Here is a 19807-nt window from a genome sequence, read left to right as displayed (position 1 = left end):
AAGGTGAGAGGTGCACACAAGATGAGTAAAAAAAGAGTAGTTGTTACAGGGCTCGGAGCATTGTCTCCGCTTGGCAACGATGTCGATACAAGTTGGAATAACGCAATCAACGGTGTGTCCGGAATCGGTCCGATCACTCGTGTTGATGCTGAAGAATATCCGGCAAAAGTAGCCGCTGAATTGAAAGACTTCAATGTTGAAGATTATATGGATAAAAAAGAAGCCAGAAAAATGGACCGTTTTACACAATATGCGGTTGTAGCTGCAAAAATGGCGGTTGAAGACGCTGATCTTCACATTACCGATGCGATTGCGCCAAGAGTCGGTGTTTGGGTAGGCTCCGGTATTGGAGGACTTGAAACACTAGAGTCTCAATTTGAAATCTTCTTAACAAAAGGACCAAGACGGGTTAGCCCGTTTTTCGTGCCAATGATGATTCCTGATATGGCGACAGGCCAGATTTCTATTGCATTAGGAGCAAAAGGGGTTAACTCTTGTACGGTTACAGCATGTGCTACAGGAACGAACTCTATCGGTGACGCGTTTAAAGTCATTCAGCGCGGCGATGCAGACGTTATGGTTACAGGTGGAACAGAAGCGCCGCTGACAAGAATGTCATTCGCGGGCTTCAGTGCCAACAAAGCGCTGTCTACTAATCCAGATCCGAAAACAGCAAGCCGCCCGTTCGATAAAAACCGTGATGGCTTTGTTATGGGTGAAGGGGCAGGGATTATCGTTCTTGAAGAGCTTGAGCATGCCCTGGCCCGCGGCGCTAAGATTTATGGAGAAATTGTCGGCTACGGCTCAACAGGAGACGCTTATCATATCACAGCGCCGGCACAAGACGGTGAAGGTGGAGCGAGAGCGATGCAAGAAGCCATTAAAGATGCGGGTATTGCGCCTGAAGAAATTGATTATATCAATGCTCACGGGACAAGCACGTATTACAACGACAAATATGAGACAATGGCGATTAAAACCGTTTTCGGCGAGCATGCGCATAAACTTGCGGTAAGCTCTACAAAATCGATGACAGGCCATCTCTTAGGAGCAGCTGGCGGTATTGAAGCGATTTTCTCTGTGCTTGCCATCAAAGAAGGTGTGATCCCGCCGACAATTAATATTCAAACACCTGATGAAGAATGCGATTTAGATTATGTGCCAGATGAAGCCCGCAGACAGGATCTCAATTATGTTCTCAGCAACTCATTGGGATTCGGCGGACACAATGCAACATTAATCTTTAAGAAATACCAAGCATGATCACGCCAAACCGGCTGCCCCTAAAGGGTAGCCGGTTTTTTTTGTGCGCATAGGATAAAAAGAGGAGGCGATCACATGAGTGTAGAACAAACATATAGCTGGCTCGGGAAGGCTGCTTCAATAGATGATTTGGCCCTTTACATTGTCCCGCTTTTTTCAGGGGTGGAGAAAAAGAACTGGAAAGGCATTCTGGGGCACCTTCAGCATTACGGGATGTTTAAAAACATAAAAGAGGGCATTCAGACTGCTTCCAAGCTGAAAGAAAAAGGTTTTTACGAGCATATTCAAAAGGAAGAACAGTATCTCAAAAACAAATGGCAAGGTCCTGATGTACCAATTGTCACGCTGCCGGTTGATGAACGAAACAAGAGAATTCGTTTAGAATTCGGATCGAAATCAGGACTTGCCTTTCAAGACAAAATGTTCCTCTTTCTCTCGTCACATTTAGATTTCGCTTCGGTATCTGCTCTGATGACACATGAATATCACCACGTTTGCCGGTTAGACCATCTGACAAAAGAGGAAAAGGATGTCACATTACTTGATACAATCATCATGGAAGGGCTGGCAGAATATGCTGTTTATGAGAGGTTCGGCCGAAGTCAAACGGCTGAATGGACGTCTTGGTATACCCCGGAGCAGCTGCAAGCTTTATACGACAAAAAGATTGCGCCCCACCAGGATATCAAACGGGACAATCGATTATTCTCACAGCTGTTATTCGGTACAGGATATCAGCCCAAAATGCTTGGATACGCAGTCGGATTCAATATTGTGAAAAAGTATTTAACGGCCAACAAAGCAAACACGGCAGACGGGCTGTCCATTCCTGCTGAAACCTTTTTGAATGCAACGCTTTAAAAGAATAAAATAATGGAATTTCATTAATAATATTACATTTATCCTAAAAAATTCTTGATTTTGCAAAATGGTTGTAATAATATACAACTATAAAATTTTTCGATAATTCAATATTATTTATTATTTCTGAATAAAGGGATTGCTTTCTCTTGAAAATGTTTGACAACAAGAGGGGGAAAGGGGAGCTAGCATGAGTACACTTTTAGAAGTGAATAATTTAAAGACTTATTTTTTCAGGAAAAAGGAGCCGATCCCTGCGGTTGACGGAGTCGATTTTCACATCAGCAAAGGCGAAACCGTCGCGCTTGTAGGTGAATCGGGCTCGGGAAAAAGCATTACTTCTTTATCAATTATGGGCCTTGTCCAAAGCTCAGGCGGAAAAATCATGGACGGCTCTATTAAACTTGAAGACAAAGACCTCACCTCATTTACTGAAAACGATTATTGCAAAATCCGCGGAAACGAAGTATCCATGATCTTTCAGGAACCAATGACCTCCCTGAATCCGGTGTTAACAATCGGAGAACAAATTACCGAAGTGCTGATTTACCATAAAAACATGAAGAAAAAAGAAGCTCGCCAAAAAGCTGTTGAACTTTTGCAGATGGTCGGTTTCTCCCGGGCCGAGCAAATTATGAAGGAGTACCCGCACCGGCTGTCTGGCGGAATGAGACAGAGGGTGATGATTGCCATCGCACTCAGCTGTAATCCTAAACTGCTCATTGCCGATGAACCGACGACAGCGCTGGATGTGACAATACAAGCCCAAGTTCTGGAGCTCATGAAAGATCTCTGTCAGAAGTTCAACACGTCGATTCTTCTCATCACACACGACTTAGGTGTCGTGTCGGAAGCAGCCGATAGAGTGATTGTCATGTACTGCGGACAAGTCGTAGAAAACGCCACCGTTGACGACTTATTTTTAGAGCCGCTTCATCCTTACACAGAAGGCCTGCTTATGTCGATTCCCGTCATAGATGGAGAGATTGATAAATTAAATGCCATTAAAGGCAGCGTGCCGACACCAGATAATCTGCCGCCGGGATGCCGGTTTGCCCCAAGGTGTCCGAAAGCCATGGATAAATGCTGGACAAATCAGCCTTCGCTTTTGACGCACAAAAGCGGAAGAATGGTGAGATGCTTTTTATATGAGGAAGAGGGTGCCGAACAATCATGACAGCAGACAATCAAGAAACAATCTTAGAGCTCCGTGACGTAAAAAAATACTTCCCGATCCGCTCAGGCTTTTTTCAAAGAAAAGTCGGTGATGTTAAAGCGGTGGACGGTGTTTCATTTTCGTTAAAAAAAGGAGAAACACTTGGAATCGTTGGAGAGTCGGGCTGCGGAAAATCGACTGCCGGCAGGACGATGATCAGGCTGTACAAACCGACAGAAGGCCAAATCCTTTTTAAAGGGCAGGATATATCCAATCTGTCAGAGGAGAAGCTGCGGAAAAGTGTCCGCAAAAATATTCAAATGGTTTTCCAAGATCCATTTGCCTCTTTGAATCCAAGAAAGACGCTGCGTTCCATCATAAAGGAGCCGTTTAATACGCACCACATGTATACGGTGCGTGAACGAAACGAGAAAGTCGAAGAACTGCTTTCGAGAGTAGGCCTTCACCCGTCGTTTGCCAACCGATATCCCCATGAATTTTCCGGCGGCCAGCGTCAGCGGATCGGCATCGCCAGAGCGCTCACTTTAAATCCAGAGCTGATCATTGCAGATGAGCCCGTTTCCGCACTTGATGTATCCATTCAGGCCCAAGTGATTAACTTAATGGAAGAATTGCAGGAAGAATTTAATCTTACGTATTTATTTATCTCTCATGATCTAAGTGTCGTCCGCCATATCAGCGACAGAGTAGGAGTGATGTATCTTGGCAAAATGATGGAACTGACCGGCAAGCATGAGCTTTACGACAATCCGCTCCATCCGTATACCCAAGCTCTTTTATCGTCCGTACCGGTTACAAGAAGAAAAGGATCTGTCAAACGTGAACGCATCGTCCTGAAGGGAGAACTGCCGAGTCCGGCCAATCCGCCAAAAGGCTGTGTTTTCCACACAAGATGTCCTGTTGCAAAGCCGATATGCAAGGAACAAATACCAGAATTTAAAGAAGCTGCTCCCAGCCATTTTGTGGCTTGTCACCTTTATAGCTAAAGTTGCCCGCACAGCTTTGAGAGGGGGTATGCACACTACATAAACAACAGCTCAGAAGAACGAACATTTCAAGAGGGGGAATATGAAATGAAAAGACGGAAAACCGCACTGATGATGCTAAGTGTATTGATGGTTCTGGCCATCTTTTTATCGGCCTGCTCTGGATCAAAATCGAGCAGCAGCAGTGAGAAAAAATCAAACGGAAAACCTCAGCAAGGCGGGGATTTGGTTGTTGGCTCAATCGGAGCGCCAACCCTTTTTAACTCATTATACTCAACAGACCAATCGAGTACAGATATTGAACAAATGATTTACAGCTATCTAACGGAAACAGATGAAAACTTAAATGTCAAAATGTCGCTGGCAGAAAGCGTAAAAGAGTTGGATGGCGGACTGAAATATGATGTGAAAATCAAAAAAGGCGTTAAGTTCCATGACGGAGAAGAGCTTACTGCTGATGATGTGGTCTTTACGTTCAACATTCCACTGAATAAGGATTACAAAGGAGAGCGCGGCTCTAACTTTGAAATGCTGAAATCGGTAGAGAAAAAGGGAGATTATGAGGTTTTATTTACGCTGAAGTACAAAGATCCAAACTTCTATAACAATACGTTAGACAGCTACGGCATTCTGCCTGAGCACATTTTAAAAGACGTACCGGTTGCAGAGCTTGAGGATAATGACTTTAATAGAAAAAATCCAATTGGCTCGGGCCCTTTCAAATTTAAAGAATGGAAAGACGGGCAATACGTCAAGCTCGTGGCTAATGATGACTACTATGACGGCCGTCCGTATTTAGATAGTGTCACGTATAAAATCATTCCTGATGCCAATGCAGCGGTTGCCCAGCTTCAAGCTGGAGATATTGATTTCTTTAACGTGCCGTCAACTGACTATAAGACAGCTGAATCGTTTAATAATGTCAAAGTCGTAACAGACTTGGCGTTAAGCTATACGTATATTGGCTGGAATGAGAAAAATGAGCTGTTTAAAGACAAAAAAGTGCGCCAGGCGCTTACGACAGCTTTAGACCGTGAAACAATGGTGCAAACCGTATTGGACGGAGATGCGGAGGTCGCTTACATTCCTGAAAGCCCTGCTTCATGGAATTATCCGAAAAATGTAAAGGTCCCTAAATTTGAATACAATGTAAAAAAGGCGAAGAAGATGCTGAAAGAAGCCGGCTGGGAAGATACTGACGGTGACGGTATCCTCGATAAAGACGGCAAAAAATTCGAGTTTACATTGAAAACGAACCAAGGGAACAAAGTTCGTGAAGATATTGCAGTTGTTGTCCAAGAACAGCTGAAGAAAGTCGGTATTAAAGTAACGCCGCAAATCGTTGAATGGAGTGCGTTAGTCGAACAGACAAATGCCCCTAATTGGGACTATGACGCAATGGTGTTAGGTTGGAGTCTGTCCACATTCCCGGATCATTACGATATCTTCCATTCAAGCCAGTCTGAAAAAGGTTTAAATAATATGTGGTACAAAAATCCAGAGGTTGATCAGCTTCTGAAGGATGCAAAATCAATCAGTGACCGCAAGGAATACTCTAAGGCCTACGAGAAGATTTACCAAAAGCTTGCTGAAGATCAGCCGTACACCTTCCTTTATTATCCGAACAACCATATGGCGATGCCGGCTAATTTAGAAGGGTATGTATATCATCCAAAACGCGAGCTGTACCATATTGAAAAATGGTGGCTTGCCCAATAAATTTCCCTTGCAGGGGAGGGAGCACGTTTCCTTCCCCTTTGATTTTTGAAAAAGAACAACAAAGGGGACAAGAATATGGTTACATATATCATTCGAAGAACGCTATCTTCGATTCCTATTCTATTGGGAATTACAATTTTGTCTTTCGTTATTATGAAAGCCGCTCCAGGAGATCCGATGACGCTTATGATGGACCCTACGATCAGTCAGGCAGACAGGGAGCAGTTTATTGAAAAATACGGTCTCAACGATCCTGAGTATGTGCAATATTTAAAATGGCTCGGCAATATGGTTCAAGGTGATTTCGGCACGTCTATCATCAGAAAAGGGACGCCTGTTTCAGAACTGATTGTAGCACGGCTGCCCAACACACTCCTTTTGATGCTGGTGTCAACGATTTTGGCGCTGATCATTTCCATCCCATTCGGGGTGATTTCTGCTAAAAAACCTTATTCAAAACTGGATTATGGCATTACATTTACTTCATTTATCGGTTTAGCCATTCCGAACTTTTGGTTCGGTCTGATTTTAATTATGGTGTTTGCTGTGAACCTTGGCTGGTTCCCGACAGGGGGAGTCGCTACTCTTAACACGGATTTTAGCTTATTAGACCGAATTCATCATTTGTTATTACCCGCATTTGTGTTAGCTACAGCAGATATGGCTGGCTTAACGAGATATACAAGATCCAATATGCTCGATGTATTAAACCAAGATTATATTCGGACTGCCAGATCAAAAGGCTTCAAAGAGAATCGAGTATTGTTTAAGCACGGCTTGCGGAATGCATTATTACCTGTTATTACGATCTTCGGTTTAATGATTCCCTCCTTTATCGGCGGAGCGGTTGTCGTAGAGCAGATTTTCACTTGGCCGGGGTTAGGAAAGCTGTTTGTCGATTCAGCATTCCAGCGCGATTATCCGGTTATCATGGCGATGACTGTGATCTCAGCGGTTCTTGTTGTTATCGGAAACCTCATTGCAGACATCCTTTACGCGATTGTGGATCCGCGGATCGAATATTAAAAGGAGGGAAACAGAGATGTCAGAGCTGCAAACAACTCCCTCGCCGGAGATCAGGCTGAAAGAAAATATTTCGAAAAAACCAGAAACGATGACCAAGATATTCTGGGAGAAATTCTCGAAAAACAAACTGGCCATTCTAGGTGCAGTCATTCTATTCATTATTATTATGTCGGCTGTTTTTGCTCCTCTTATTGCGCCTTATCCGCAAGAGCAGCAAAGCCTGCTTGATAAATATAAGGCACCGGGCCTTGAACATCTGATGGGAACGGATAAATTCGGCCGTGATATCTTCAGCCGGATCTTGTATGGAGCGCGTGTCTCTTTATTGGTTGGTTTTGCATCTGTAGTCGGTTCGATTTTGATCGGAACAGTTTTAGGGGCGTTAGCTGGATATTTCAGAGGAATAGTCGATGCTGTCATTATGCGTCTGGTCGATATTGTATTATCCATTCCTGATATCTTCTTACTGATCACGCTGGTCACGATTTTCAAGCCCGGTGTGGACAAACTGATTTTAATTTTCTGTCTTACAGGCTGGACCACGACGGCGCGGTTAGTAAGGGGAGAATTCTTGTCGCTTCGTTCAAGAGAATATGTTCTCGCCGCTAAAACAATTGGGACAAAGACGCACAAAATTATATTTTCGCATATCCTGCCAAATGCGCTAGGGCCGATTATTGTCTCGGCGACGCTGAAAGTAGGATCTGTCATTCTAGCTGAATCAGCGTTAAGCTACTTGGGGTTCGGAATCCAGCCGCCAATTGCAAGCTGGGGAAACATGCTTCAAGACGCACAGAATTTCACAGTAATGATTCAAGCATGGTGGTACCCGTTATTTCCCGGGCTATTTATTTTAATTACCGTTTTATGTTTCAACTTTGTCGGTGATGGTCTGCGGGATGCATTGGATCCAAAAAATATTAAATAAAAATGAGAACAATATCTGTTATAAAATTTAACGAAATCAGAAGAAAAGCAGATCTCTTTTTGTCAGAAAATATACAAAGAGATCTGTTTTTTGTGATTTTTACATAAACCCAGCGATTCCAGATTTCCTCAATCTCTTTGGAATAATTTCTCTGTCCCTTGCCTATACTGTGGACAACAGTTTTTATAAAAGTGAGGGGTTAGAGATGTTATTTCTTCATGATGTGTGGGTCAATTGGTTTGAAGGGGAAGAAAATGGCTACAATGTATGCCACTTTCACGAATGGCGCAAGGAAGATACGGTTGAGCTTTTGGATCAGGTGCCGCTGTTAAGGGTGCCGTCGGTACTGTTTCATTACATAGAAAACGATTTGTCTGAGCTTCCGAAAGGTTTGCTTGACGACGTATATCAGAAATCGTACATTCGAAAAAATCATGAGCGGACAAAGCTTGAGTATTGTTTTGTTGTAACAGACGGAATCGGCATTTTGGCTGTCGACACGATCGGCTACACGATCCCTGTCAGAAAAAGCCGTCTGATCCCAAGGCAGGAGCAGCTCGTTTATGAAATGGTAAAAGATGTAGAGCCTGTAACATATGAATATGAGGCAAAGAAGCTGGAATCCTCTAAAGAGTATCACATTTTATCATTAGCACCAGAGCACGTCAGAGGGCTGACAAGAAAAGAACGGCAAATCAAGCAGCTGATGTTTATGGCGCTGGACCAATTAAAAGGGCTGAAAAACCGCGCTGAAATCGGCTACTGGTACACAGAGTGGAACCCACATATGTATGAACAAATCAAACGGATGAGCTTTGAAGAGATATGGGACATGCTGTATAACGAAACCATTGAAGGCTGGTCGGACAAGCATCTGGCATTTTGCGAAAACCTGATAAAAGGACAGCCTTTTTTCGAAAAGCTGTGGGAAATGGAAAATGAATCAAAGGTAAACTAAAAAAACCGCTCTTTACAAAGAGCGGTTTTTTGATTAGCGTCTTTTACGGCCAAGACCCATGGCGTTCTCCATTTTTTTCAGCATTTTGTTCGCTGTCCGGTTCGCACGTTCCGCGCCTTCATCAAGAATCCGGTCTAATTCATCAGATTCAATCAGTTCATGATAGCGGTCCTGGATCGGTTTTAATGCGTTAACCACGACTTCTGCCAAATCACCTTTAAACTCGCCGTAGCCTTTCCCTTCGTACTTTGCTTCAAGCTCTTCAATTGTCGTATTGCCGAGGATTGAATAAATCGTAAGAAGGTTGGAAACGCCTGGTTTGTTTTCTTTATCAAATTTTACAATGCCTTCAGAATCTGTCACAGCGCTTTTGATTTTCTTTTCAAGAAGCTTCGGTTCATCCAGTAATGTAATATAAGCTTTCTGGTTCGGATCGGATTTGCTCATTTTCTTCAGCGGATCATTCAGAGACATGATGCGTGCGCCGACTTTTGGAATTTTCACTTCCGGAACCGTAAAGATGTCGTTATATTTTTTGTTGAAGCGTTCTGCGAGATTTCGCGTCAGCTCTAAGTGCTGCTTTTGATCCTCGCCGACAGGCACAAGATCCGTTCCATACAGCAGAATATCAGCGGCCATCAGTGGCGGGTATGTTAACAAGCCGGAGACAACAGCTTCATTGCCTTTGGATTTGTCTTTAAATTGGGTCATCCGTTCAAGCTCGCCGATATATGCGACACACTGCATCATCCATCCGGCCTGTGCATGCGCGGGAACCTCTGACTGAATAAACAATGTTGCTTTTTCTGGATCAAGTCCGACAGCTAAATAAAGCGCCGCCAAACTGCGGATATTCTTTCTTAGCTGAAGCCGGTCTTGAGGCACGGTTATCGCATGCTGATCCACGATGCAAAAATAGCTGTTATAATCATGCTGCAGTTCGACAAACTGCTTCATTGCACCGATATAGTTGCCAAGCGTAACGGAGCCGCTTGGCTGAATGCCTGAAAAAATTGTTTGTTTCATGAAAACATCAACCTCATTTCTAAAACATAATAAAAAAGGCTCATTCTTCCCCTATAAAAAAGGGACGAATGAACCGTGGTACCACCCTGATTATTCCATTAAAATGGAATCACTCTGACGTTTGTAACGGAGACTGCTCCGGCTGAGCCTACTTTTTCGGTTTCGGTCAGCTGCTCCAAAGTCCATTCCACATTGCCCGTTATCTGCTCCCAGCACCGCAGACTCTCTTCAAACGGGTGAAATGTGTACTACTCTTTTTCATAGCACGCTTTTCTTTTGATTGCTTCATTATAAATCAATTATAACCAATTGTCATCATGTAAAAACATTCTTTTTTCCAGTAACATTGTAAAGTTATAAATACTACTGGTGCTGTAAAACCCCTAAATGATAACTGCTATCAGCGTGAAAAAAGCTAGATATTATATGTAAAAAGCAATATGGACAGAAAACTCATATAATAGTTTTTAATCAATTTATGCTTTAAATGGTAGAAGGATATTATGTTCGTGGAAGAAAAACTAACGAAGTTCAAATATTTTAAATTGATAAAATAATATTGCAATAAATTATTTGTTTCATTATAATGAACTTGTTCACTCTATTGTTACAGCTTTTTTACAAAAATAATCAGAAAAGACGGAACAGAATAAAAGTTGTGGAAACTCAGGTTCATTTGTCTGATATTTCTGAGGATTTAGCCGTAAGGAGCTGAAAAAATTATTATTGGGGGGTTTGCGAATATGAAAAAGCGTTGGTCGATTATCACGTTGATGCTCATTTTCACTCTCGTACTGAGCGCATGCGGCTTTGGCGGCAGCGGATCGAACGGTGAAGGGAAGAAAGACAGCAAAGGAAAAACGACACTGAACGTTAATATTAAAACAGAACCGTATTCTTTACATCCGGGATTAGCAAAAGATTCAGTGTCAGGCGGTGTTATCCGTCAGACTTTTGAAGGATTGACACGTATTAATGCAGATGGTGAGCCTGAAGAAGGCGCTGCTTCTAAAATTGAAACGAGCAAAGATGGAAAGACATATACATTTACAATTCGTGATGGCGCAAAATGGTCAAACGGCGATCCTGTAACAGCACAAGATTTTGAATATGCTTGGAAATGGGCGCTTGATCCTGCCAATGAGTCGCAGTATGCTTATGAGCTTTATTACATTAAAGGTGCGGAAGCGGCAAACACAGGAAAAGGAAGCTTGGATGACGTAGCTGTAAAAGCGGTTAACGATAAAACGTTAAAAGTTGAACTGAACCATCCGACACCGTTCTTTACTCAATTGACTGCGTTCTATACTTATATGCCGGTCAACAAAAAAGTTGCTGAGAAAAATAATAAATGGTATACCAATGCGGGCGAAGATTACGTCTCAAATGGACCATTTAAAATGACAGCTTGGAAACACAGCGGGTCTATTACTCTCGAAAAAAATGATCAATATTGGGATAAAGACAAGGTTAAGCTGAAAAATATCAAAATGGTCATGATCAACAATAACAATACTGAGCTTAAAAAATTCCAAGCCGGTGAACTTGATTGGGCGGGAATGCCACTTGGCCAGCTTCCAACTGAATCACTGCCAACTCTGAAGAAAGATGATTCATTACAAGTTGAAGCAATTGCTGGTGTTTATTGGTACAAATTTAATACGACGGCAAAGCCATTGGATAATGTAAACATCCGTAAAGCGCTAGCCTATTCTATTAATCGCCAATCTATCGTGAAAAACGTGACACAGGGCGAGCAAATCCCAGCAATGGCCGCAGTACCACCGTCAATGAAGGGATTTGAAGATAACAAAGAAGGTTATTTCAACGATAACGATGTAAAAACGGCAAAAGAATATTTGAAAAAAGGTCTTAAGGAATTGGGACTGAGCAAAGCCTCCGACCTTCCGACAATTAAATTGTCTTATAATACGGATGAGGCGCATGCAAAAATTGCTCAAGCTGTTCAGGAAATGTGGAAAAAAGATCTTGGCGTAAATGTTGAGCTTGATAATTCCGAATGGAATGTCTATATTGATAAACTTCACAATCTAGACTATCAAATCGGACGTATGGGCTGGCTTGCCGACTATAATGATCCGATCACCTTCCTTGAATTGTTCAAGGATAAAGACGGCGGAAACAATGATACTGGCTGGGAGAGCGCTGAATATAAAAAGCTGTTAAATGAATCCCAAACTGAAACGGACAGTAATAAGCGTATCGAGCTGCTTAAGAAAGCAGAGAAGATTTTTATGGACGATATGCCTGTTGCGCCAATCTATTTTTATACCATCCCTTGGGTGCAGGACGAAAATCTGAAAGGAACCATCATTACTGGAACTGGAGAAATTTATTTCAGAAATGCGTACTTTCAATAAGTCTATGTGAAAAACAAAAAACCTCAAGGTATATGGGACCTATTTCCCATATACCTTTCTTACTGATAATGTAAAAACAATGGAGGTGTTTCCCCTTGCTGAAATATATCGGAAGACGTTTAATCTACATGATTATCACTCTATTTGTCATTGTAACCGTGACTTTTTTCTTGATGCAGGCAGCACCGGGCGGGCCATTTTCGGATGAGAAAAAGCTTCCGCCTGAAATTGAAGCAAACTTAAATGAACACTACGGGTTGGACAAGCCGCTGTTTGTTCAATACCTTGGCTATTTAAAATCAGTTTCAATGTGGGATTTCGGACCGTCATTTAAATATAAAGGTCAGAGTGTTAACGACCTGATCAGTTCAGGTTTCCCCGTTTCATTCACTCTTGGAGCAGAAGCTATTCTCCTCGCTTTAGCGTTAGGTGTATTGTTTGGGGTTATTGCAGCCCTTTACCATAATAAGTGGCAGGATTATACCGTCGCGATTTTAACAATCTTCGGCATTTCAGTTCCAAGCTTTATCATGGCGGCTGTTCTGCAATATGTGTTCTCCATGAAGCTGGGGCTGTTTCCAGTCGCAGGGTGGGAGTCCTGGGCATACACCTTTTTGCCTTCAATCGCACTTGCTTCCATGCCGATGGCGTTTATTGCCAGACTTTCCCGTTCAAGCATGATCGAAGTGTTAAACAGTGATTATATTCGCACAGCGAAAGCAAAAGGGCTGTCCCGTCCGGCCGTTACAGTGCGGCACGCCATCCGAAACGCGCTTTTGCCAGTTGTTACATACATGGGTCCGATGGCCGCGCAGGTCTTAACGGGAAGCTTCATTATTGAAACCATTTTTGGGATCCCGGGACTTGGTGCACACTTCGTAAACAGTATTACAAACCGTGATTATACAGTCATTATGGGTGTAACGGTGTTCTTCAGTGTAATCCTTCTATTGTGTGTATTAATCGTAGATGTGCTATACGGCATTATTGATCCAAGAATCAAGCTTTCCAAAGCAAAGAAAGGAGCCTAGGCCATGCAGAACATTCCAAAAAACCTGTTTGAACCAGCCGCAGCAAATGCCGGCGATGCAGAAAAAATAAGTAAAAAGAGCCTTTCCCTCTGGAAAGATGCGATGCTTCGCTTCCGCAGCAATAAGCTTGCAATGGTCGGGCTTGTTATTATTGTGCTCATTATCCTTATGGCAATTTTTGCGCCAATGTTCTCAAGATACGATTATTCAACTACTAATCTCTTAAATGCGGATAAGCCGCCTTCAAAAGATCACTGGTTCGGAACAGATGATCTTGGAAGGGACATCTTCGTCCGTACATGGGTAGGGGCGCGAATTTCAATCTTTATCGGTGTTGCAGCCGCTGTTCTTGATTTGCTGATCGGCGTCATTTGGGGAAGCATTTCAGGATTCCGCGGAGGCAGAACGGATGAAATTATGATGCGTATCGCTGATATCCTTTGGGCAGTTCCTTCATTATTAATGGTCATCTTACTGATGGTTGTTCTTCCGAAAGGGCTATTTACGATTATTATTGCCATGACAATTACGGGCTGGATTAATATGGCCAGAATCGTGCGTGGACAAGTGCTGCAGCTGAAGAATCAGGAGTATGTGCTTGCTTCACAGACACTTGGTGCAAAAACATCCCGTCTGCTGTTTAAACATATCGTGCCAAACGCAATGGGTTCCATTTTGGTCACGATGACATTGACAGTTCCGACTGCGATTTTCACAGAAGCCTTTTTAAGCTATTTGGGACTTGGTGTTCCGGCTCCGCTGGCAAGCTGGGGAACGATGGCTTCTGACGGATTGCCTGCATTGACCTATTATCCGTGGCGTCTATTCTTCCCTGCCGGTTTCATCTGCATTACGATGTTTGGCTTTAACGTTGTCGGCGACGGATTAAGAGACGCATTGGATCCTAAGTTACGTAAATAAGGGAGTGATACGGGTGACACGCCTATTAGAAGTAAAAGATTTAGCGATTTCATTTAAAACATATGGCGGAGAGGTTCAGGCGATCCGCGGAGTGAATTTCCATCTGGATAAAGGAGAAACGCTGGCAATCGTCGGAGAATCAGGTTCCGGAAAAAGTGTGACCTCTCAAGCGATCATGAAGCTGATTCCAATGCCGCCGGGTTATTTCAAACGCGGTGAGATCTTGTTTGAAGGAAAGGATCTGGTGCCGCTTTCCGAAAAAGAGATGCAAAACGTCCGGGGAAAAGAGATCGGGATGATATTCCAGGATCCGATGACCTCTTTAAATCCGACAATGAAGGTCGGCAAACAAATTACGGAAGTGCTTTTTAAACACGAGAAAATTTCAAAGGAAGCGGCGAAAAAACGCGCGGTTGAACTGTTGGAATTAGTCGGTATCCCGATGCCGGAAAAGCGGGTTAACCAATTTCCGCACGAATTTTCAGGCGGGATGAGACAGCGGGTTGTCATTGCTATGGCACTTGCGGCGAATCCGAAGCTTCTGATCGCCGATGAGCCGACCACTGCTCTTGATGTAACAATTCAAGCACAAATTCTGGAATTGATGAAGGATTTGCAAAAGAAAATTGATACGTCCATCATCTTTATCACACACGATCTTGGTGTTGTGGCTAACGTTGCTGATCGGGTCGCTGTCATGTATGCGGGACAGATTGTAGAAACCGGTACGGTAGACGAGATTTTCTACGATCCGAGACATCCGTATACGTGGGGGCTTCTGGCATCTATGCCGACACTGGAAAGTTCAGGAGAGGAACAGCTGACTGCAATCCCTGGCACGCCGCCTGATTTGACAAACCCGCCAAAAGGAGATGCTTTTGCACTGCGGAGCTCTTACGCGATGAAAATCGATTTTGAACAGGAGCCGCCAATGTTTAAAGTGTCTGATACGCATTATGTAAAATCGTGGTTGCTTCATCCGGACGCACCAAAGGTAGAGCCGCCTGAAGCGGTAAAAGCGAAATTGCGTCAACTGGCAAATACCTATGAAAAACCTGTCTTAGTGAGAGAAGGTGAATGAGTTGAGTGAGAAACTATTAGAAATCAAACATTTAAAACAGCACTTTGTCACGCCAAAAGGTACGGTTAAGGCTGTAGACGATTTATCATTTGATATCTATAAAGGTGAAACATTAGGGCTGGTTGGTGAATCTGGCTGCGGTAAATCGACAACAGGCCGAAGTATTATTCGGCTATACGAAGCGACTGATGGTGAGGTGCTGTTCAACGGCGAAAATGTGCACGGGAAAAAATCGCGGAAAAAACTGCTGGAATTCAACCGCAAAATGCAGATGATTTTCCAAGATCCATATGCATCCCTGAATCCGAGAATGACAGTTGCTGATATTATTGCTGAGGGTCTCGATATTCATAAGCTGGCGAAAACGAAAAAAGAGCGGATGCAGCGGGTCCACGAGCTCTTGGAAACAGTCGGTTTAAACAAGGAACACGCGAACCGCTATCCGCATGAGTTTTCCGGTGGTCAGCGTCAAAGAATCGGGATTGCCAGAGCTCTCGCTGTAGATCCGGAATTCATTATCGCAGATGAGCCAATTTCCGCTTTGGATGTATCCATTCAAGCGCAGGTCGTGAATTTAATGAAAGAACTGCAAAAAGAAAAAGGGCTCACATACCTGTTTATTGCCCACGATTTATCGATGGTCAAATACATCAGCGACCGGATTGGAGTCATGTATTTTGGGAAACTGGTTGAGCTTGCGCCGGCAGATGAGCTTTATGAAAATCCGCTTCACCCATATACAAAGTCATTGCTTTCAGCGATTCCGCTTCCTGATCCGGACTATGAGAGAAATCGCGTCCGCCAGAAATACGATCCGTCCGTCCATCAATTAAAAGATGGGGAAACGATGGAATTCCGTGAAGTCAAACCGGGACATTTTGTGATGTGTACGGAGGCAGAATTTAAAGGTTATTCATGAATCATAAATCCTTCAAGAGATTTCTCTTGAAGGATTTTTTTCATGATCATAGAAAGTGAGAGTGATAACATTTACAATTAGAGGAAAAAGTGGAGGCGAAATCCGATTCAATTTCTGCATAACAAAAATGTTTTTGCGATATTGCTGTCTCAATCTCTTCAATCTTTAGCAGGAGTCCTTGTCACAATCGTTTTAATGGTCAGGGTCTATCAAATGACCGACTCCGTCTTTTTGGCGGGTCTTGTTTTATCGTTCATGTCGTTTGCGAGTATAGCGGCAAGTTTTTGCATCTCCCCAGTGCTGAGCAATCTCGGTTTTAAAAAGGTGCTTGTGGGCGCAAATCTGCTGAGAGCGGTCTTTACAATATTGATGGCTATTAGCGTCAGTCATCACGAACAGGATTTCATTTGGATAACGCTGCTGTTTGTCTTCTGTTTTTCCTTCGCGGGCGCCTTTTTTCAGCCGGCAAGATTCGCGCTGCTGCCGATTATTGTTCCAAAAGAGCAATATGTGAAAGCGAACGGTGTGGTCTCCCTCTCGAATCAATTGTTTTTAACAGCAGGCTGGGGCCTTGGCGGCCTTCTGACGTATGCCGTACCTTTTGAACTTGTTGTCGGTGCAGCCATTTGCCTGTTTGTTCTTTCGGGAGCTTCCCTCAATGTGCTTCATATAAATGAAAAAACGACTGATGGAACAGCTGAAAAAGCATCTGCCAGAAGTATATGGAAGGATGTAATGATTATCCCTATTGTAAGAAACATTACTCTAATGGACATGATAGAAGCTTTGGCGGGTTCTGTTTGGTCGTCTGCTATTCTTCTCGCATTTACTGTGGCTGTTTTGCATGAAACAGAGATGTGGTGGGGGATATTTAACGCTTCTTATTTTATAGGTGCCATTGTCGGCAGTGTGATTGCCATTCGTTTTTCTGCTTTTTTTGAGCAGAACATGGGCTACGCAATTATTTTTTGCTCGCTTGTGATGTCGGCGCTGACCCTTTTGTTCTCATTTTCTCCAATTCCGTTTTTATGCGCTCTGGCTTGTGCTGCAATGGGGCCTTTTTATCAGGTGCGTGATATTTGCCAGGAAACCATGCTACAGGAGGTTATCCCCGAGCAGAAACGTATCGGGATCATGGCTGCCAAAAATGCGATTTTAACTCCTTGGTCAGGCGTCACCTACTCCATTATGGGGCTTGTGGCTGATGCTGCTGGTGCGAAAACAGCTTTTATCGCGGCAGCTGCATTATATATCATGACGTTTTTTATTGCATTGGCACAGCCCCTCTTGCTTCATTACAAGCAGGAAAGTCAAGCTTAATGAGGGCTTTTTACATACACTTCAAAATGAACGGAGCATCTGGCTCCGTTTTTTGCTGAAAAAAAATGAAACCATGGCGGAAGTTAGTACGTCTTTATAGATGTAAAGCTGTTTAAACAATATGAAATGGGGTATATCTAAAAGTATGAAGACAATGAACTCATAAGGAGCAAATCAATGAACTGGTATGAAAAGCTTAGCGAGTACTTTCCAATTGAAGAAATGAAATCAAAAGCGCATATGGAAGCTCTTCTGAAAGAGCGGAGCGATATTTATCATAAAGATGAAGGCAAACATCATATTTTAATGTTTGCGGAATTCGATTCTTTTATCTTCGTTGATTATCTATATGTGTCTAAGGATGCAAGAGGGCAGGGGCTTGGCGGCAAATTGATCGCGAAGCTGAAAAAGAAAAATAAGCCGATATTGCTCGAGGTGGAGCCTGTGGATGAAGATGATACTGATACAGAAAAACGCCTGAGGTTTTATCAAAGAGAGCATTTCAAACATGCTCAGTCAATTGGGTACCGGCGCCGGTCATTGGCTACGAATGAAGTAAACAAGATGGAGATTCTGTACTGGTCACCAAAAACAGAATCAGAAGAAGAAATTCTTGAAGCCATGAAACAGACATATGAAAACATTCATACTTATAAAGATGAGAAATGGTACGGAGAATCGTACGAAAAAACAGATGAGGTCTTGAAACTCATTGATGAAGAAAAACAAAAAAATATTTTCGATCAGTTAAGCTAATTGAGAATTAGAACATATCATTAAAATTAAAAATTTGCCGGATTGACACATTTTTTTCTTAGGATACTGTTCACACTTACTTTTTTATAGTATAATACCTATAAAGATTCCTTTTTTAGAGTAATTTCAATTTAAGAATAAAATAGATGTTCATCCTACTAATTAGAGGAGTGAAGATGAATGGTTACACTATACACATCACCAAGCTGTACTTCATGCAGAAAGGCGAGAGCGTGGCTCGAGGAGCACGAGATTCCATTTGAAGAAAGAAACATTTTCTCTGAACCTTTATCAATTGATGAAATAAAACAAATTCTTCGAATGACTGAGGACGGAACAGATGAAATTATCTCAACCCGTTCAAAAGTATTCCAAAAACTGAATGTGAACGTTGAATCTATGCCGCTGCAAGATTTGTACCGCTTGATCAACGAGCACCCAGGTTTGCTTCGCCGTCCGATCATCATCGACGAAAAACGTTTGCAGGTCGGGTACAACGAAGACGAAATCAGACGTTTCCTGCCAAGAAAAGTCCGCTCTTTCCAATTAAGAGAAGCACAGCGTTTGGCAAACTAATAGATCGTATCATCAAAAGAAGGCTGAGTGATCAGCCTTCTTTTATTTTTCCACCTGCTGATAATAAATACTCGCAAGAATGACAAACGCGACCGTTAAAATGGGGAGGAGCGTTTCGACTGCGCCGTGCTGCGCCATGAAAAAAGACAGCTTTTTGTCCCTGACAATCATTTCTCCGCCTGTATAAGCAAGCAGACCGCTTCCCGCGTAAATCAGAACCGGTATTTTCTCAAGTGCGATGTGAATCAGTTTGCTGCCCCAAATAATAACCGGCACCGATACACACAAACCTATGACTACGAGAGAAAACTCACCGTGTGACGCTCCCGCAACTGCTATGACGTTGTCCAGCGACATAAAGAGATCTGCAAGCACAATCGTTCGTATCGCTCTCCATAGGGAGGTGCTGCTTTTGATGTGCTGCGTGTCTTTTTTTTCAATCAGCAGCTGATATCCTAAATACAGCAGGAAAATTCCGCCGGCGCACTGCAAGAACGGAATGTTCAAAAGGTATACCGCTGCGCTTGTTAATCCGATTCTCATGGCAACGGCGATAAATGTTCCGAGAATAATGGCTTGCTGTCTTTGCTTGTCCGGCAAATTTCTGCTGGCCATGGCAATGACGACCGCATTATCTCCGCCGAGGATCAGGTCGATCCCAACAATAACAAGCAGAGAAATCAGATAGTCATGCTCCATGAATCGGCACCTCGCTTTCGTTCCATCGCTTGTACTACTACTATATGAGACAGGTCATATTTTATGATATGAGCCGCAGATCTGCCGTTTTTTAGGTGAAGGTGCATTTTTATTTCTTTTGTGACTGTTTTATCATAAAATAGAAATACAAAGGAATTCACACTGCCTTGCATCAAGGT

At 43.0% G+C, this 19807-nt stretch carries 18 protein-coding genes and 1 other annotated feature; of the genes, 16 read left to right on the top strand and 2 right to left on the bottom strand.

Annotated features, from left to right (window positions below; translation table 11 throughout):
* Positions 1-21 precede the first annotated feature (21 nt).
* The 8 genes from fabF (at position 22) to Q5C82_RS06375 (ending at position 8918) form a co-directional block, all read left to right on the top strand.
* A complete protein-coding gene (gene fabF / locus Q5C82_RS06410; protein ID WP_003224564.1) occupies positions 22-1263 on the top strand; it encodes a beta-ketoacyl-ACP synthase II in 1242 nt (413 codons plus the stop codon).
* A 75-nt stretch (positions 1264-1338) separates the two neighbouring features.
* Positions 1339-2124 (top strand): DUF2268 domain-containing protein, encoded by a 786-nt coding sequence (locus Q5C82_RS06405; protein WP_003224566.1) that lies wholly within the window; start codon positions 1339-1341, stop codon positions 2122-2124.
* 190 nt (positions 2125-2314) lie between these two features.
* Positions 2315-3301, top strand: coding sequence for an oligopeptide ABC transporter ATP-binding protein AppD (gene appD / locus Q5C82_RS06400; RefSeq protein WP_003224568.1), 987 nt, complete (start codon positions 2315-2317; stop codon positions 3299-3301).
* On the top strand, positions 3298-4287 hold the full coding sequence (gene appF / locus Q5C82_RS06395) for an oligopeptide ABC transporter ATP-binding protein AppF (RefSeq protein ID WP_003224570.1): 990 nt from the start codon (positions 3298-3300) through the stop codon (positions 4285-4287). Before appD ends, appF begins: the two co-directional genes overlap by 4 nt.
* Positions 4288-4374: 87 nt before the next feature.
* The gene (locus Q5C82_RS06390; RefSeq protein WP_003224572.1) at positions 4375-6006 is read left to right on the top strand and encodes a peptide-binding protein; all 1632 of its coding nucleotides are present in this window, start codon (positions 4375-4377) and stop codon (positions 6004-6006) included.
* A gap of 75 nt (positions 6007-6081) precedes the next feature.
* Positions 6082-7032, top strand: coding sequence for an ABC transporter permease (locus tag Q5C82_RS06385; protein ID WP_003224576.1), 951 nt, complete (start codon positions 6082-6084; stop codon positions 7030-7032).
* Positions 7033-7048: 16 nt separating this feature from the next.
* The gene (gene appC, locus Q5C82_RS06380) at positions 7049-7960 is read left to right on the top strand and encodes an oligopeptide ABC transporter permease AppC (RefSeq protein ID WP_003224578.1); all 912 of its coding nucleotides are present in this window, start codon (positions 7049-7051) and stop codon (positions 7958-7960) included.
* Between the two features lie 205 nt (positions 7961-8165).
* On the top strand, positions 8166-8918 hold the full coding sequence (locus Q5C82_RS06375) for a YjbA family protein (protein ID WP_003224580.1): 753 nt from the start codon (positions 8166-8168) through the stop codon (positions 8916-8918).
* Positions 8919-8951: 33 nt separating this feature from the next.
* On the opposite strand, the gene trpS is transcribed toward Q5C82_RS06375, so the two are convergent.
* On the bottom strand, positions 8952-9944 hold the full coding sequence (trpS, locus tag Q5C82_RS06370) for a tryptophan--tRNA ligase (RefSeq protein ID WP_003224581.1): 993 nt from the start codon (positions 9942-9944) through the stop codon (positions 8952-8954).
* A 57-nt stretch (positions 9945-10001) separates the two neighbouring features.
* Positions 10002-10215 (bottom strand) — a binding site (T-box leader).
* A gap of 472 nt (positions 10216-10687) precedes the next feature.
* Between trpS and Q5C82_RS06365 the strand changes: the two genes are divergently transcribed.
* The 8 genes from Q5C82_RS06365 to spx all read left to right on the top strand — a co-directional run bounded on the left by Q5C82_RS06365 (position 10688) and on the right by spx (position 18929).
* Positions 10688-12325, top strand: a complete 1638-nt coding sequence (locus Q5C82_RS06365; RefSeq protein ID WP_003224583.1) for a peptide ABC transporter substrate-binding protein — start codon at positions 10688-10690, stop codon at positions 12323-12325.
* Between the two features lie 95 nt (positions 12326-12420).
* A complete protein-coding gene (gene oppB, locus Q5C82_RS06360; protein ID WP_003224585.1) occupies positions 12421-13356 on the top strand; it encodes an oligopeptide ABC transporter permease OppB in 936 nt (311 codons plus the stop codon).
* A 3-nt stretch (positions 13357-13359) separates the two neighbouring features.
* Positions 13360-14277: an oligopeptide ABC transporter permease OppC gene (oppC, locus tag Q5C82_RS06355; RefSeq protein WP_003224586.1), complete on the top strand. Its 918-nt coding sequence runs from the start codon at positions 13360-13362 to the stop codon at positions 14275-14277.
* A 4-nt stretch (positions 14278-14281) separates the two neighbouring features.
* Positions 14282-15358 (top strand): oligopeptide ABC transporter ATP-binding protein OppD, encoded by a 1077-nt coding sequence (gene oppD, locus Q5C82_RS06350; protein ID WP_079996332.1) that lies wholly within the window; start codon positions 14282-14284, stop codon positions 15356-15358.
* Position 15359: 1 nt separating this feature from the next.
* Positions 15360-16277 carry an oligopeptide ABC transporter ATP-binding protein OppF gene (oppF, locus tag Q5C82_RS06345; RefSeq protein ID WP_003224591.1) on the top strand — a complete coding sequence of 306 codons (918 nt, stop codon included), beginning with the start codon at positions 15360-15362 and terminating at the stop codon, positions 16275-16277.
* Between the two features lie 105 nt (positions 16278-16382).
* Positions 16383-17597, top strand: coding sequence for an MFS transporter (locus Q5C82_RS06340; RefSeq protein ID WP_079996334.1), 1215 nt, complete (start codon positions 16383-16385; stop codon positions 17595-17597).
* Between the two features lie 177 nt (positions 17598-17774).
* A complete protein-coding gene (locus tag Q5C82_RS06335; protein WP_003224597.1) occupies positions 17775-18353 on the top strand; it encodes a GNAT family N-acetyltransferase in 579 nt (192 codons plus the stop codon).
* Between the two features lie 180 nt (positions 18354-18533).
* Complete coding sequence (gene spx / locus Q5C82_RS06330) at positions 18534-18929, top strand: transcriptional regulator Spx (protein ID WP_003224599.1); 396 nt, start codon at positions 18534-18536, stop codon at positions 18927-18929.
* A gap of 42 nt (positions 18930-18971) precedes the next feature.
* On the opposite strand, the gene Q5C82_RS06325 is transcribed toward spx, so the two are convergent.
* Complete coding sequence (locus tag Q5C82_RS06325; RefSeq protein ID WP_003224601.1) at positions 18972-19628, bottom strand: TerC family protein; 657 nt, start codon at positions 19626-19628, stop codon at positions 18972-18974.
* Between the last annotated feature and the right edge of the window lie 179 nt (positions 19629-19807).

Origin of the sequence: uncultured Bacillus sp. (assembly GCF_958411575.1) — a bacterium.
GTDB lineage: Bacteria > Bacillota > Bacilli > Bacillales > Bacillaceae > Bacillus > Bacillus spizizenii.
This window is presented reverse-complemented; position numbering and strand designations above follow the sequence as displayed.

Excerpts from the sequence above, each read along its gene's own strand:
- fabF (WP_003224564.1), top strand. The coding sequence starts at position 22 with ATGAGTAAAAAAAGAGTAGTTGTTACAGGGCTCGGAGCATTGTCTCCG.
- Q5C82_RS06405 (WP_003224566.1), top strand. The coding sequence starts at position 1,339 with ATGAGTGTAGAACAAACATATAGCTGGCTCGGGAAGGCTGCTTCAATA.
- appD (WP_003224568.1), top strand. The coding sequence starts at position 2,315 with ATGAGTACACTTTTAGAAGTGAATAATTTAAAGACTTATTTTTTCAGG.
- appF (WP_003224570.1), top strand. The coding sequence starts at position 3,298 with ATGACAGCAGACAATCAAGAAACAATCTTAGAGCTCCGTGACGTAAAA.
- Q5C82_RS06390 (WP_003224572.1), top strand. The coding sequence starts at position 4,375 with ATGAAAAGACGGAAAACCGCACTGATGATGCTAAGTGTATTGATGGTT.
- Q5C82_RS06385 (WP_003224576.1), top strand. The coding sequence starts at position 6,082 with ATGGTTACATATATCATTCGAAGAACGCTATCTTCGATTCCTATTCTA.
- appC (WP_003224578.1), top strand. The coding sequence starts at position 7,049 with ATGTCAGAGCTGCAAACAACTCCCTCGCCGGAGATCAGGCTGAAAGAA.
- Q5C82_RS06375 (WP_003224580.1), top strand. The coding sequence starts at position 8,166 with ATGTTATTTCTTCATGATGTGTGGGTCAATTGGTTTGAAGGGGAAGAA.
- trpS (WP_003224581.1), bottom strand. The coding sequence starts at position 9,944 with ATGAAACAAACAATTTTTTCAGGCATTCAGCCAAGCGGCTCCGTTACG.
- Q5C82_RS06365 (WP_003224583.1), top strand. The coding sequence starts at position 10,688 with ATGAAAAAGCGTTGGTCGATTATCACGTTGATGCTCATTTTCACTCTC.
- oppC (WP_003224586.1), top strand. The coding sequence starts at position 13,360 with ATGCAGAACATTCCAAAAAACCTGTTTGAACCAGCCGCAGCAAATGCC.
- Q5C82_RS06335 (WP_003224597.1), top strand. The coding sequence starts at position 17,775 with ATGAACTGGTATGAAAAGCTTAGCGAGTACTTTCCAATTGAAGAAATG.
- spx (WP_003224599.1), top strand. The coding sequence starts at position 18,534 with ATGGTTACACTATACACATCACCAAGCTGTACTTCATGCAGAAAGGCG.
- Q5C82_RS06325 (WP_003224601.1), bottom strand. The coding sequence starts at position 19,628 with ATGGAGCATGACTATCTGATTTCTCTGCTTGTTATTGTTGGGATCGAC.